Source organism: Bradyrhizobium sp. 2TAF24 (assembly GCF_052115025.1).
Lineage (GTDB): Bacteria > Pseudomonadota > Alphaproteobacteria > Rhizobiales > Xanthobacteraceae > Bradyrhizobium_A.
In genome coordinates, this window is record NZ_JBFRFW010000030.1 from 11,917 (window position 1) to 26,976 (window position 15,060).

The window sequence follows — 15,060 nt, forward strand, 5'->3', positions numbered from 1 at the left end:
TCAGCTCTCCGGCAGCGCCCGCGCCAGCAGGCCGCGGCTGTCCTCCACCGAGAGATCGGCCGAGCCATAAAAATCGCCGCGCGCATCTGTCAGGCGGGTACGGGCGAACAGTTCGGCGTGCGCCGGATGGATGCCGTTCAAGGCCGCCGCGGCGGCGAGCAGCGCCAACCGCTCCACGGCGGCCCGCGCGAGACGCTCGCTGTCGCCGCCGCGCAATGCCTTGGCGATGAACGCCACCGCCTCGGCCGCGCCGGACAGCCCTGCGGTCTCGCCGGCGAGCCCAGCCAGCACCGCCTGCGCCGCGTCCTGCTCGCGCCCCAGCGCCCGCAGCACGTCGAGGCACATGACGTTGCCCGAGCCTTCCCAGATCGCATTGACCGGCGCCTCGCGGTAGTGGCGCGCCAGGATGCCGTCCTCGACATAGCCGTTGCCGCCGAGACACTCCATCGCCTCGTAGAGGAAGCCGGGCGCGCTCTTGCAGGTCCAGTACTTCACCACCGGGGTCAGCAGCCGCATCCGCGCCGCCTCGCCGGCATCCGCCGGCGCGCGGTCGAACGAATGGCACAGACGGATCGTCAGCGCGGTGGACGCCTCGACATGAAGCGCCATGTCGGCGAGCACGCTGCGCATCAAGGGCTGGTCGGCGAGGTGCTTCTGGAACACGCTGCGATGGCGCGCATGATGCAGCGCATGCGCAAGCCCCGAACGCATCAGGCCGCTGGAGGCGATGGCGCAGTCCTGGCGCGTCAGCGACACCATCTGGATGATGGTGGGCACGCCGCGCCCCTCCTCGCCGAGCCGCAGCGCGTACGCGCCGGTGAACTCGACCTCGGACGAGGCGTTGGAGCGATTGCCGAGCTTGTCCTTGAGACGCTGGAAATGGATCTCGTTGACCCGGCCGTCGGGCGTGAAGCGCGGCATGAAGAAGCAGGTCAGCCCGCCCTTCGCCTGCGCCAGCACCAGGAAGGCGTCGCACATCGGCGCCGACATGAACCACTTGTGGCCGGTGATGCGGTAGGCGTCACCATCCGGCTCGGCGCGGGTCATGTTGGCGCGCACGTCGGTGCCGCCCTGCTTCTCGGTCATGCCCATGCCCATGGTCATGCCACGCTTCTGCGGCCACGGCGCGAACGCCGGATCGTAGCTGCGGGTGCCGAGCACCGGCATCACCGCAGCGAGCAGCGCCGGGTCGATCGCCAGCGCTCCGACCGCGGCGCGCGTCATGGTGATCGGACAGAGGTGCCCGGTCTCGACCTGCGCGGCGATGAAGAATTTCGCGGCGCGGATCACCTCCGCGCTACCGCCCGCGAGACGACCGTCGGGGGTCCAGGTCGAGTTGTGCAGGCCGCCATGGGCGCTGTGTGCCATCAGCTCGTGATAGGCCGGATGGAATTCGACGACGTCGCGGCGAAAACCCTTGGCGTCGAACAGCCGCAGCTTCGGGCCGTTCTCGTTGGCGATGCGGCCACGCTCGGCCATCGCCGCCGATCCCCAGTGGCCGCCGAACGTCGCGAGCTCGTCCTGCGCGCCATCGCCCGCCGCCGCCCGCACCGCGTCCACCAGCGGCCGGTCGAGCGTGAACAGGTTGACGTCCTCGAACGGCGGCGACTGGTTGAGGACGTCGTGGGTCGCGAATGGCGCCTGGGTCATGGGCAATTTCCTGTCGAAACGAGCGATGGCGAAAAGACTACGCGCTTCGCGGCGCGATTGCATCGCGGCTAACGGGCGCGCACGATCGGAAAATCATAGGCTCCTCCCCCCGCCCCGCGCAGCGAGAAGTGCCACCATTCCTTGGCATAGTTCACGAAGCCCTGCCTCGCCATGGCCGCGACCAGGAGCTGCCGCCAGCGCCGCTGTGCCGGCGTGATGCCGGCGGCTGCGGTGTGCGCCTTCAGGTCGGAGCAGTCATAGCCGGTTCCCATATCGATGGCGTCGTCGGGGGCCCGCCGGGCGGCGTCCGCAGTGCAATCGCCATAGAGCCGGTTCGGATCGAATGGTGCGGCTGCCGGCGCGTCCTGCCGCACCAGCGTCAGGTCCACGGCCGCGCCGGTGGAATGGCCGGAGCGCTCGGCGATGTAGCCGAGACGGAACAGGTCCGCCTTGCGGAAAGCAGGATTGTAGGCGTGCTGGGCCGGCGTCTCCGCGCCGTCACGGGACCAGGCCACCATGGCCTGCACCGCCCGCACCGGCCGGTAGCAGTCGTACATCTTCAGCGACAACCCCTGGCGGGCGAGATCCTGCTGGACCCGCGCCAGCGCCTCCGCCACCGGCCGCTTCACGATGCATTCGGCGGCCTCATAGCCCGGCAGCCGCCGGCCGACGAAATTGTTGCCCCCCGCGTAGCGGATGTCCTGCCGGATGGTTGGCGCCACCTCACGCAGATACATAAAGTCATCCGGCAGCGCCTGAGCGGCCGCGCCGGACATCCAGACCAGGACAAACGCCAGCACCGGCAGCACGGCGCGCAGCCTGCGCCTGCGAACTGCGGCGAAACCGTGGAGTGCGGCCCGTTCCATTGTCATCTCCGGATCAACGGAACGTCACCGACCATGGTACCCCCGCGAATGCAAGCCGGCGCGGTCGCGGCCCCGCGGGACTGAAACGGGGGATAAGTCGGCGGCCGGGAATTCCACCTTGCCCCGCTTTGCAACTGTCCCTATAGGTCTTGCTTTAATGACCGCAGCACCGAAATCGTCCTTTGTCTTCGCCCACCGGCATTTGCTGGGGATCGAAGGCCTTTCCCATCACGACATTTCCGGCCTGCTCGACCTCGCCGAAGAGTATGTCGAGCTCAACCGCCAGGTCGACAAGAAGCGCTCCGACCTGCGCGGGCGCACCCAGGTCAACCTGTTCTTCGAGGCCTCCACCCGCACCCAGTCGTCGTTCGAGATCGCCGGCAAGCGTCTCGGCGCCGACGTCATGAACATGTCGGTGTCATCGTCCTCCATGCGCAAGGGCGAGACCCTGATGGACACCGCGGTGACGCTGAACGCGATGCACCCGGACATTCTGGTGGTGCGCCACCACGCCTCCGGCGCGGTGGAACTGCTCGCCCGCAAGGTCGACGGCTCGGTGATCAATGCCGGCGACGGCGCCCACGAGCATCCGACCCAGGCGCTGCTCGACGCGCTGACGATCCGCCGCAACAAGGGCCGGCTCGAGGGCCTGCTGATCGCGATCTGCGGCGACGTCATGCATTCGCGCGTGGCGCGTTCCAACATCATCCTGCTCAACACCATGGGTGCGCGGGTGCGCGTCGTCGCCCCCTCCACCCTGCTGCCGCCGGGCATCGAGCGCATGGGCGTCGAGGTCGCGCGCGACATGCGCGAGGGCCTCAACGGCGCTGATATCGTCATGATGCTGCGCCTGCAGCGCGAGCGCATGAACGGCTCGCTGATCCCCTCCAGCGGCGAGTACTTCCAGTATTTCGGGCTCGACCAGAAGAAGCTGTCCTACGCCAAGCCGGACGCGCTGGTGATGCACCCCGGACCGATGAACCGCGGCGTCGAGATCGACTCCATCGTGGCCGACGGCGCGCAGTCGCTGATCCGCGAACAGGTCGAGATGGGCGTCGCCGTGCGCATGGCGGTGCTGGAAGCGCTCGCCCGCAACCTGCCGAACGCGTGATGCCATGCTGACCGACCGCCGCCCCATCCTGCTCGCCAACGCGCACATCATCGATCCGTCGCGCGACCTCGACGGCCCCGGCGACGTGCTGATCGCCGACGGCGTCATCCGCGACGCTCGCCGCGGCATCGGCGCCGCCGGCGTCCCCGAGGGCACCGACATCGTCAACTGTGCCGGCAAGGTCGTCGCCCCCGGCCTGATCGACATGCGCGCCTTCGTCGGCGAACCCGGCGCGAGCCATCGCGAATCCTTTGCGTCCGCGAGCCGCGCCGCCGCGGCCGGCGGCATCACCACCATCATCTGCCAGCCCGACACCTCGCCAGTGATCGACAACTCGGCGACGGTGGACTTCGTGCTGCGCCGCGCCCGCGACACCGCGATCGTCAACATCCATCCGATGGCGGCGCTGACCAAGGGCATGCGCGGCGAGGAGATGACCGAGATCGGCCTGCTCAAGGCCGCCGGCGCCGTCGCCTTCACCGACGGCAGCCACAGCGTGATGAACGCCCAGGTGATGCGGCGCGCGCTGACCTACGCCCGCGACTTCGACGCGCTGATCGTCCATCACACCGAAGATCCGCAGCTGATCGGCGACGGCGTCATGAACGAGGGCGAGTTCGCCTCGCGCCTCGGCCTGCTCGGCATTCCGACCGCCGCCGAGGCCGTGGTGCTGGAACGCGACATGCGCCTCGTGGCGCTGAGCGGCGGTCGCTACCATGCCGCCTCGGTCACCTGCGTCGAGTCGCTGGAGATCCTGCGCCGCGCCCGCGATGCCGGCCTCAAGGTCAGCGCCTCGGTGTCGATCAATCACCTGACGCTGAACGAGAACGACATCGGCCCCTACCGCACCTTCCTCAAGCTGGCGCCGCCGCTGCGCACCGAGGACGATCGGCTGGCGCTCGCCGCCGCCATCACCTCCGGCCTGATCGACGTCGTGATGTCGGACCACAATCCGCAGGACGTCGAGACCAAGCGCCTGCCGTTCGCGGAAGCCGCCGCCGGCGCGATCGGGCTGGAGACCATGCTGCCGGCGGCACTGCGCCTCGTGCACAATGACGGCCTCAAGCTCACCGACCTGATCCGCGCGATGTCGACGCGGCCAGCGGAACTGCTCGGCCTGCCCGGTGGCACGCTGCGCCCCGGCGCCCCCGCCGACATCATCGTGATCGACACCGACGTGCCGTGGGTGCTCGATCCGGCCGACCTCAAGTCGGCGTGCAAGAACACCCCGTTCGACGAAGCGAAGTTCTCCGGCCGCGTCGAGCGCACCATCATCGGCGGCCGCACAGTCTACGAACTGGTCTGACGCGACCGGATAGGCGGCGCGGTACGTTATGAACTTCTTCCCTCGTCCTGAGGAGCCCGCGCAGCGGGCGTCTCGAAGGGCGAGGCCACCAAGCTGTTCGGGCCTCATGGTTCTCCTCACCATGAGGAGAAATGACGAGCGATGTGGCAGAATATCCCGATCGCCATGACCCGACCGCTCGCCCTCACCCCAAGGAGCCCCAATGTCGCGTGAACTGATGCTGCTGGCGGCCCTCGTGCTCGGCTACCTCCTGGGCTCGATCCCGTTCGGGCTGATCCTGACCAGGCTCGCCGGCGGCGGCGACATCCGCGCCATCGGCTCCGGCAACATCGGCGCCACCAACGTGCTGCGCACCGGCCGCAAGGGCCTCGCCGCGGCGACCCTGATCGGCGACATGCTCAAGGGCACCGTCGCAGTGATCATCGCCGGCTTCACCGCCGGTCCGGAGGCCGCCATGGCGGCGGCCCTCGGCGCCTTCCTCGGCCACCTCTTCCCGGTGTGGCTCAATTTCAAGGGTGGCAAGGGCGTCGCGACCTATATCGGCGTGCTGCTCGGGCTGTTCTGGCCCGCCGCGCTTGCCTTTGCCGTGGTCTGGCTCGCCACCGCCGCGACCTCGCGCTACTCGTCGCTGTCGGCGCTGGTGGCGAGCGCGATCACGCCGCTGTCGCTGTGGTGGTTCGGCCACTACCCGCTCGCGATCCTGTTCGTGGTGCTGACGGGGCTGCTGTGGTGGAAGCACCGCCCCAACATCGAACGCCTGATGAACGGCACCGAAGGCCGGATCGGCAGCAAGGGCTGACGCCGGACCCATATAGCGCCCCTGTAGCGATTGTCGCGGCGACGAAGTTGCGCGACACTGCCCCGCCCGGGGGCTCACGTGAACAGCCGATCGCCTGACGCGACATCTCTGACCGACACCGAGCGGCGCGACTGGCTGCGGCTGATCCGCAGCGAGAATGTCGGGCCGCGCACCTTTCATATGCTGCTGCGTCATTGCGGCAGCGCCGCCGCCGCGCTCACGGCGCTGCCCGAATTCGCCCGCCGCGGCGGCGCCGTGCGGCACGGGCAGATCTGCAGTGCGGCCGATGCTGAGCAGGAGATCGCAGAGGCCCGTCGCCTCGGCGTACGGATGATCGCCTCGTGCGAGGCGAGCTATCCGTCTCGCCTCGTGCAGATCGACGATCCCCCGCCTCTGCTCGGCGTGCATGGCACCGCCGAGGCGCTGCAGCAGCCGATGCTCGCCATCGTCGGATCGCGCAACGCCTCAGCCGCCGGGCAGAAGCTCGCGCAGATGCTGGCGCACGACCTCGGCGACGCCGGATTTGTCGTCGTCTCCGGCCTCGCGCGCGGCATCGACCAGGCCGCCCATCGCGCCGCCATCGCGAGCGGCACCATCGCGGTGCTGGCCGGCGGCCTCGACCGCATCTATCCACCTGAGCATGCCGACCTCTACGCCGCGATCGTACGGTCGAGCGGCGCCGCCGTGTCCGAACTGCCGCTCGGCCACACCGCACGCGCCCACGACTTTCCCCGCCGCAACCGCCTGATCTCCGGCCTGTCGCTCGGTGTCGTGGTGGTGGAAGCGGCAGAGCGCTCGGGCTCACTGATCACCGCGCGCTTTGCCGGCGAGCAGGGCCGCGAGGTGTTCGCGGTGCCGGGATCGCCGCTCGATCCGCGCTGCGCCGGCACCAATGCCCTGATCAAGCAGGGTGCTGTCTTTATTACCTCGGCCGCCGACGTGATCGAGGCGGTGCGACCGATCCTCGGCCAGCCGATGCTGTCATTGGACGAACCGGACCTGCCCGCCACAGGTGCCGATCCCGGTGACGGCGAGCGCCAGCGGATCGTCGCCCTGCTCGGCCCGACGGCCGTCAGCCTCGATGACCTGATCCGCCTGTCAGGCGCGTCGCCGGCAGTGGTGCGCATGGTGCTGCTGGAGCTCGAACTCGCCGGCCGGCTCGAGCGGCAAGGCGGCGGGCTGGTCGCACTGGCCTAACCTCACGACCGTACATTAACGGTATCATGAGACCTTCAATCGGGACGCAGCCACAGATTGTGAGCAACCGAATTCAAAACCATATGTATATGAAATTGGCCCGGAAACGGCGCCTGCCCTTGCCGGTTCCTTAAGCGATCACCGGATGTCCATTTGACAGGACCGGCCGATTTACCCATGTATCCGCCAGCGCGGCCGGCGCGACTCTCGCGGAATCGGCCTGCATTCTTCCCATAAGTTATTGGAAAGACATGAATATCGTTATTGTCGAGTCGCCCGCAAAGGCCAAGACGATCAATAAGTATTTGGGGTCGTCCTATGAGGTTCTGGCCTCGTTTGGCCATGTTCGCGACCTGCCGGCCAAGAATGGATCGGTGGATCCGGAGTCCAATTTCAAGATGATCTGGGAGGTCGACGCCAAGGCGGCCGGCCGGCTCAATGATATCGCCCGTGCGGTCAAGGGCGCCGACAAGCTGATCCTGGCGACCGACCCTGATCGCGAGGGCGAAGCGATCTCCTGGCACGTCCTGGAGGTGCTGAAGGAGAAGCGCGCGCTCAAGGGCCAGGAAATCGAGCGCGTGGTGTTCAACGCCATCACCAAGCAGGCCGTCACCGAGGCGATGAAGCATCCGCGCCAGATCGACGGCGCCCTGGTCGACGCCTACATGGCGCGCCGGGCCCTCGATTATCTCGTCGGCTTCAACCTCTCCCCGGTGCTGTGGCGCAAGCTGCCCGGCGCCCGCTCGGCGGGCCGCGTGCAGTCGGTGGCGCTGCGCCTCGTCTGCGACCGCGAGCTCGAAATCGAGAAGTTCGTCGCGCGCGAGTACTGGTCGCTGATCGCGACGCTGTCGACCCCGCGCGGCGACAATTTCGAGGCCCGCCTCGTCGGCGCCGACGGCAAGAAGATCCAGCGCCTCGACATCGGCTCGGGCGCCGAGGCCGAAGACTTCAAGAAGGCGATCGAGGCGGCGAACTTCACCGTGTCGACGGTGGAAGCCAAGCCCGCGCGCCGCAACCCCTACGCCCCGTTCACGACCTCGACGCTGCAGCAGGAAGCGAGCCGCAAGCTCGGCTTCGCGCCGGCGATCACCATGCGCATCGCCCAGCGCCTCTATGAAGGCGTCAATCTCGGCGGCGAGACCACCGGCCTCATTACTTATATGCGTACCGACGGCGTGCAGATCGCCAACGAGGCGATCGTCCAGGCCCGCGAGGTGATCGGCAAGGACTATGGCCGCGAGTACGTGCCGGAGCAGCCGCGCCAGTACCAGACCAAGGCCAAGAACGCCCAGGAAGCGCACGAAGCGATCCGCCCGACCGACCTGTCGCGCCGCCCGCGCGACATGGCCAAGAAGCTCGATCCGGACCAGGCCAAGCTCTATGAGCTGATCTGGCTGCGCACCATCGCCAGCCAGATGGAGTCGGCCGAACTCGAGCGCACCACCGTCGACATCACCGCCAAGGCCGGTGCCCGCACGCTGGAGCTGCGCGCCACCGGCCAGGTGGTCAAGTTCGACGGCTTCCTCGCGCTCTATACCGAAGGCACCGACGACGCCGGCGACGACGACGACAGCCGCCGCCTGCCCGCCATGAGCGAAGGCGAAGCGCTCAAGCGTGAAGGCCTCGCCGTCAACCAGCACTTCACCGAGCCGCCGCCGCGCTTCTCCGAAGCCTCGCTGGTCAAGCGCATGGAAGAGCTCGGCATCGGCCGCCCCTCGACCTACGCCTCGATCATCCAGGTGCTCAAGGATCGCGGCTATGTGAAGCTCGACAAGAAGCGGCTGCACGGCGAGGACAAGGGCCGCGTCGTGATCGCGTTCCTGGAAAACTTCTTCGCGCGCTATGTCGAGTTCGACTTCACCGCGAACCTCGAGGAACAGCTCGACCGCATCTCCAACAACGAGATCTCCTGGCAGCAGGTCCTCAAGGACTTCTGGCGGGACTTCGTCGGCGCCATCAACGACATCAAGGACGTGCGCGTCTCGCAGGTGCTCGACGTGCTGGACGAGATGCTGGGTCCGCACATCTACACCCCGCGCGAGGATGGCGGCGATCCGCGCCAGTGCCCGACCTGCGGCACCGGCCGGCTCAACCTCAAGGCCGGCAAGTTCGGCGCCTTCGTCGGCTGCTCGAACTATCCGGAATGCCGTTACACCCGCCCGCTCGCCTCCGGCGGCGAAGGCGGTGGCGACCGCGTGCTCGGCCAGGACCCGGACACCGGCTTCGACGTCGCCGTGAAGTCGGGCCGCTTCGGGCCCTATATCCAGCTCGGCGAGCAGAAGGACTATTCCGAGGAGGAGAAGCCCAAGCGCGCCGGCATTCCCAAGGGCATGTCGCCGGGGGACGTCGAGCTCGAGCTCGCGCTCAAGCTGCTGGCGCTGCCGCGTCAGGTCGGCCTGCATCCCGAGGATGGCGAACCGATCAAGGCCGGCATCGGCCGGTTCGGCCCCTATGTCCAGCACAATAAGACCTACGCCAGCCTCGAGGCCGGCGACGACGTCTACACCATCGGCCTCAACCGCGCGGTGACGTTGATCGCCGACAAGATCGCCAAGGGGCCGAGCAAGCGCCGGTTCGGCGCCGACCCGGGCAAGCCCGTGGGCGAGCATCCCGAGCACGGCACCATCAGCCTCAAGAGCGGCCGCTACGGCGCCTATGTGACCGCCAATGGCATCAACGCCACCATCCCGTCCGACAAGACGCCGGACGCGCTCACCCTCGCCGAGGCCATCGCGCTGATCGACGAGCGCGCGGCCAAGGGTGGCGGAGCAAAGGCCGGCGGCAAGAAGGCCGCGCCGAAGAAGGCGGCCAAGCCCAAGGTGGCCGCCAAGAAGGCATCCGAGGACGGCTCGGCAGCCAAGCCGGCGGCGAAAGCCAAGCCGGCCGCCAAGGCTGCGGGTAAGGCTGGGGGCAAGGCCAAGGCCGCCAAGCCCCGCGCCGCCGCCGCGCCGAAGGCGGTCAAGGCGCCGCCCAAACCCGTCACCAAGAAAACCGCCGGAAAAGCCCGCGGATGAGGCATGATCCGAAAATCGGGGAATCGGTTTTCGGCGCATGTCCAAAGCAACGAAAGACACTATTTCATTGAAGAAGACCCGTAGCGCGAGCGATGCCTTCCCCGACCGGGACAGCATCGTCGCGTTCCTTCGCGCCCAGCCCGGCAAGGTCGGGACGCGCGAAATCGCCCGTGAATTCGGGCTCAAGAATGCCGCCCGCGTCGAGCTCAAGCGCCTTTTGCGCGAGCTGCGTGAGGCCGGCGTCATCACCAAGAAGGGCAAGGCCCTGCAGGAGACCGCGGCGCTGCCGCCGACCCTCGTGGCAGACGTCACCGGCAAGGACACGGACGGCGAGCTGCTCGCCGCTCCCGCCGAATGGGACGAGGAGGACGGCGAGCCGCCGAAGATCCGCCTCTACCTGCCGCGCCGGCCCCAACCCGGCACCGCGGTCGGCGTCGGCGACCGCGCCCTCGTCCGCATCGACCCGATCGAGGGCGACGACGTCGCCGCCTATCGCGGCCGTGTCATCAAGGTCCTCGACCATGGCCGCGACCGCGTGCTCGGCATCTTCCGCGCCCTGCCCCACGGCGGCGGCCGGCTGATCCCGGTCGACAAGAAGCAGGCTGGGCGCGAGCTTGCGATCGCGGAAGCCGATCGCGGCGGCGCCGAGGACGGCGACCTTGTCAGCGTCAACCTGCTGCGCGGCCGTGGCTATGGCCTGCCTGCCGGTCGCGTCAAGGAGCGGCTGGGGTCGCTGAGCACCGAGAAGGCCGTCAGCCTGATCGCGATCCACGCCCACGACATCCCGCTGGAATTTCCCAAGGCCGTCGTGCAGGAGGCCGAGGCGGCGAAGCCCGCTACGCTCGACGGCCGTGAAGACTGGCGCGACATCCCGCTCGTCACCATTGACCCGCCGGACGCCAAGGACCACGACGACGCCGTGCATGCGATGCCGGATCCCGATCCGGCCAACCGCGGCGGCTTCATCGTTCATGTCGCCATCGCCGACGTCGCGTTCTACGTGCGGCCGGGCTCCGCGCTCGACCGCGAGGCGCTCAAGCGCGGCAACTCCGTATACTTCCCCGATCGCGTCGTGCCGATGCTGCCCGAGCGCATCTCCAACGACCTGTGCTCGCTGAAACCGTCCGAGCCGCGCGGCGCGCTCGCGGTGCGCATGGTGATCGGCCCCGACGGGCGCAAGGTCTCGCACACCTTCCACCGCGTGCTGATGCGCTCGGCGGCGAAGCTGAACTATGCACAGGCCCAGGCGGCGATCGACGGCCGGCCCGACGACATCACCGGCCCGCTGCTCAAGACCATCCTCGAGCCGCTCTATGCCGCCTATGCCTGCGTCAAGCAGGCCCGCGACGCCCGCGACCCGCTCGACCTCGACCTGCCGGAACGCAAGATCCTGCTGAAGGCCGACGGCACCGTAGACCGTGTCGTGGTGCCAGAGCGCCTCGATGCCCACCGCCTGATCGAGGAGTTCATGATCCTCGCCAACGTCGCCGCCGCGGAGACGCTGGAGAAGAAGTCGCTGCCGCTGATCTACCGCGTGCACGACCAGCCGACGGCGGAGAAGGTCCACAACCTTCAGGAATTCCTCAAGACGCTGGACATGAACTTCGCCAAGAGCGGCGCGCTGCGTCCCGAAATGTTCAACCGCGTGCTGGCACAGGTCAAGGGACACGACGCCGAACCGCTCGTCAACGAGGTGGTGCTGCGGTCGCAGTCGCAAGCCGAGTATGCGTCAGAGAATTACGGCCATTTCGGCCTGAACCTGCGCCGCTACGCCCACTTCACCTCGCCGATCCGCCGCTACGCCGACCTCGTCGTGCACCGCGGCCTGATCCGCGCGCTCGGCCTGGGCGCTGGTGCCCTGCCCGACAACGAGACCGTCGAGACCCTCAACGAGGTCGCCGCCAGCATCTCGCTGACCGAACGGCGTGCGATGAAGGCCGAACGCGAGACCGCCGACCGCCTGATCGCGCACTTCCTCGCCGACCGCGTCGGCGCAACCTTCGCAGGCCGCATTTCCGGCGTCACCCGCGCTGGCCTTTTCGTCAAGCTCACCGACACCGGCGCTGACGGCCTCATCCCGATCCGCACGCTCGGCACCGAGTTCTACAACTATGACGAGGCCCGCCACGCGCTGATCGGCTCGCGCAGCGGAACCATGCATCGCCTCGGCGATGTCGTCGAGGTGCGCCTCGTCGAAGCCGCGCCGGTCGCCGGCGCATTGCGCTTCGAGCTGCTGTCCGAAGGCACCACAGCGAGGAGCCGCCGCCGGCCCGAGCGCAGCCGGGCGCCCGACGCTCGCCCTGCCGAGTTCCGCAAGGCGGCCGGCCACAACGACAAAACCGACCACAAGCGCAAGGCGAAGAGCAAGGCCGGCAAGCATCCCGCGCGCAAGGGCAAGCCAAAGAAGGGCAAGCGATGACACGGAACGCGCTGTCCACCTGGACCCCGAAAGACGCCGAGCCGCCCAAGCGCGACGCCTGGCTCGCGATCAAGCGCGGTTTCCGCTGCCGCTGTCCGCGCTGCGGCGAAGGCAAGGTGTTCCGCGCCTTCCTCAAGGTCGCCGACAAGTGCTCGGTGTGCGGCCAGGATTTCAGCCATCACCGCGCCGACGATCTGCCGGCTTATCTCGTGATCGTCATCGTCGGCCACATCGTGGTGCCGCTGGCGCTGTGGATCGAGACCAACTATGCGCCGCCGGTGGCGCTGCAGCTCGCGATCTATCTGCCATTGACGCTGGTCGCCTCGCTTGCTCTGCTGCAACCCGTCAAGGGCGCGGTGGTGGCGCTGCAATGGGCCTTCCGGATGCACGGCTTCGACGACGCGTCTGAGCCGGATCCTTCCGCCCCGCAGAAATAACAGCCGCGCCAACAACAACAAAAACAGGACAAAAGCAGGACTTGGGATGAACGCTCCACTGGCACTTGCGAAAAATGAAAAAGAAGACGACAGCCATCCCTATGTCCGCCCCAAGGATGCCGCGACACTGATCCTGATCGATCGCAGCGGCAGCCGGCCGAAGGTGCTGGTCGGCAGGCGCCACGACAAGGTGGTGTTCATGCCCGGGAAGTACGTGTTTCCCGGCGGCCGCGTCGACAAGACCGACAACCGCGTGCCGGTCGCCGCACCGATCCCGCCCGAGCTGGAGGCGAGCCTGCTGCGCGGCCGCCCCAAGACTGAAGCGTCGCGCGCCCGCTCCCTCGCCGTCACCGCGATCCGCGAAGCCTGCGAGGAGACCGGCCTGTGCCTCGGCCGCAAGGTCGAGGACGGCCGGGCCGGAAAACTCGACGGCGTGTGGAAGCCGTTCGCCGACAACGGCCTGCTGCCCGATCCATCGAGCCTGTTCCTGATCGCCCGCGCCATCACGCCGCCCGGCCGGGTGCGGCGCTTCGACACCCGCTTCTTCTCGGCGGAAGCGTCCGCCATCACCCACCGCATTCCCGGCGTGGTGCATGCAGATGCCGAGCTCGTCGAGCTGGTGTGGGTGGAGATCGGCTCGGAGCCGCTGGCGGATGCGCACAACATGACCAAGGCCGTGCTGCGCCAGCTCGAACTGCGGCTCGCCAATGGCCCGTTGCGCCACGACGCTCCGATCCCGTTCTTCCACTGGTACGACGGCGCCATGCGCATGGATACCCTGACGTCGACGTCCTGACACCGCCCCTTGCGCCCGCAGGCCGACGCCATAGATCAGGTCCCACCATCACGCAGGTGATCATTCGGGGGGACTTCATCGATGGCCGGCCAACGTCAACTGCATCTCGGCGCGTTCATGCGCCCGATCAGCATCCACACCGGCGCCTGGCGCTATCCCGGCGCGTTTCCTGACGCGAATTTCAACCTTTCGCACATCAAACGTTTCATCCAGACGCTCGAGCGTGGAAAATTCGATGCGTTCTTCATGGCCGATCACCTGGCCGTGCTCAACATGCCGATCAACGCGCTCAAGCGCAGCCACACGGTGACGTCGTTCGAGCCGTTCACGCTGCTGTCGGCGCTGTCGGGCGCGACCGAGCGCATCGGCCTGGTCGCCACCGCATCAACAACATTTGACGAGCCCTATCACATCGCCCGGCGCTTCGCCTCGCTCGACCATATCAGTGGCGGCCGCGCCGGCTGGAATATCGTCACCACCTCCAATCCGGACGCCGCGCTGAACTTCGGCCTCGACGACCACATGGAGCATGACGAGCGCTACCGCCGCGCCCGCGAATTCTATGACGTGGTCACCGGCCTGTGGGATTCCTTTGCGGACGACGCCTTCGTCCGCGATGTCGAGAGCGGTCTCTATGTCGATCCCCAGCGCATGCATGTGCTCAACCACAAGGGCAAATACCTGTCGGTGCGCGGTCCGCTCAACATCGCCCGCCCGGTGCAGGGCTGGCCGGTGATCGTGCAGGCCGGCGCGTCGGAAGCTGGCCGGCAGCTCGCGGCCGAGACGGCCGAGGTGATCTTCGGTGCCTCCGCCAACATCGCCGCGGGCCAGCAGTTCTACGCCGACGTCAAGGGGCGCCTCGACAAGCTCGGGCGCGATCGCGACCACCTCAAGATCCTGCCCGGCGCCTTCGTGCTGGTGGCGGACAGCGATGAGGAGGCGCGCGAGAGGCTCGCCCTGCTCGACAGCAGGGTGCACTACGATTCCGGCATCGCCTCACTGTCGATCGCGCTGGGACACGACGCCTCCGGCTTCGATCCGGACGGCCCGCTGCCGGAAATTCCGGAGACCAACGCCAGCCAGAGTGGCCGCGCCCGCGTCGTCGAGGCGGCACGGCGCGACAATCTCACCGTGCGCCAGCTCGCCCGCCGGCTCGGTGGCTATTCCGGCCTGAAGTTCATCGGCACGCCGAAGACCATCGCCGACCAGATGGAGGAATGGCTGGTGAGTGAAGCCAGCGACGGCTTCAACATCATGTTCCCCTATCTGCCCGAAGGCCTCGACGACTTCGTCAACCGCGTCGTGCCGGAATTGCAGCGCCGCGGCATTTTCCGCCGCGAGTACGAAGGCGCGACGCTGCGCGAGCACCTCGGCCTGCCACGGCCGAAGAACCGGTTCTTCAGCTGACGGGCGGCCTCTGCCCCTCGCCGGTCCGGCGAGCGCTAAAATCAAAAGGGCCGGACGC

11 protein-coding genes are annotated in these 15,060 nt (G+C 68.0%); 9 read left to right on the forward strand and 2 right to left on the reverse strand.

Annotated features, from left to right (window positions below; translation table 11 throughout):
* Nucleotides 1–1,650: an acyl-CoA dehydrogenase family protein gene (locus AB4Z37_RS30430; protein WP_441520458.1), complete on the reverse strand. Its 1,650-nt coding sequence runs from the start codon at nucleotides 1,648–1,650 to the stop codon at nucleotides 1–3.
* Between the two features lie 68 nt (nucleotides 1,651–1,718).
* A complete protein-coding gene (locus AB4Z37_RS30435; RefSeq protein ID WP_441520485.1) occupies nucleotides 1,719–2,426 on the reverse strand; it encodes a M15 family metallopeptidase in 708 nt (235 codons plus the stop codon).
* 247 nt (nucleotides 2,427–2,673) lie between these two features.
* On the opposite strand from AB4Z37_RS30435, the gene AB4Z37_RS30440 reads away from it, so the two are divergent.
* The 9 genes from AB4Z37_RS30440 (at nucleotide 2,674) to AB4Z37_RS30480 (ending at nucleotide 15,002) form a co-directional block, all read left to right on the forward strand.
* Entirely contained in the window at nucleotides 2,674–3,627 is a 954-nt protein-coding gene (locus tag AB4Z37_RS30440) for an aspartate carbamoyltransferase catalytic subunit (RefSeq protein ID WP_211970904.1), read from the forward strand.
* Nucleotides 3,628–3,631: 4 nt separating this feature from the next.
* Nucleotides 3,632–4,933 carry a dihydroorotase gene (locus tag AB4Z37_RS30445; RefSeq protein ID WP_441520459.1) on the forward strand — a complete coding sequence of 434 codons (1,302 nt, stop codon included), beginning with the start codon at nucleotides 3,632–3,634 and terminating at the stop codon, nucleotides 4,931–4,933.
* Nucleotides 4,934–5,135: 202 nt separating this feature from the next.
* Complete coding sequence (gene plsY / locus AB4Z37_RS30450) at nucleotides 5,136–5,732, forward strand: glycerol-3-phosphate 1-O-acyltransferase PlsY (RefSeq protein ID WP_441520460.1); 597 nt, start codon at nucleotides 5,136–5,138, stop codon at nucleotides 5,730–5,732.
* A gap of 78 nt (nucleotides 5,733–5,810) precedes the next feature.
* On the forward strand, nucleotides 5,811–6,929 hold the full coding sequence (dprA, locus tag AB4Z37_RS30455) for a DNA-processing protein DprA (RefSeq protein ID WP_441520461.1): 1,119 nt from the start codon (nucleotides 5,811–5,813) through the stop codon (nucleotides 6,927–6,929).
* Between the two features lie 251 nt (nucleotides 6,930–7,180).
* Nucleotides 7,181–9,943, forward strand: coding sequence for a type I DNA topoisomerase (gene topA, locus AB4Z37_RS30460; protein WP_441520462.1), 2,763 nt, complete (start codon nucleotides 7,181–7,183; stop codon nucleotides 9,941–9,943).
* A 37-nt stretch (nucleotides 9,944–9,980) separates the two neighbouring features.
* Entirely contained in the window at nucleotides 9,981–12,362 is a 2,382-nt protein-coding gene (gene rnr / locus AB4Z37_RS30465) for a ribonuclease R (RefSeq protein WP_441520463.1), read from the forward strand.
* Nucleotides 12,359–12,799, forward strand: coding sequence for a DUF983 domain-containing protein (locus tag AB4Z37_RS30470; RefSeq protein ID WP_441520464.1), 441 nt, complete (start codon nucleotides 12,359–12,361; stop codon nucleotides 12,797–12,799). The genes rnr and AB4Z37_RS30470 overlap by 4 nt, the downstream gene beginning before the upstream one ends.
* Nucleotides 12,800–12,845: 46 nt before the next feature.
* Nucleotides 12,846–13,595, forward strand: a complete 750-nt coding sequence (locus AB4Z37_RS30475) for an NUDIX hydrolase (RefSeq protein ID WP_441520465.1) — start codon at nucleotides 12,846–12,848, stop codon at nucleotides 13,593–13,595.
* 81 nt (nucleotides 13,596–13,676) lie between these two features.
* Entirely contained in the window at nucleotides 13,677–15,002 is a 1,326-nt protein-coding gene (locus AB4Z37_RS30480; RefSeq protein WP_441520466.1) for an LLM class flavin-dependent oxidoreductase, read from the forward strand.
* The last annotated feature ends 58 nt before the right edge of the window (nucleotides 15,003–15,060 follow it).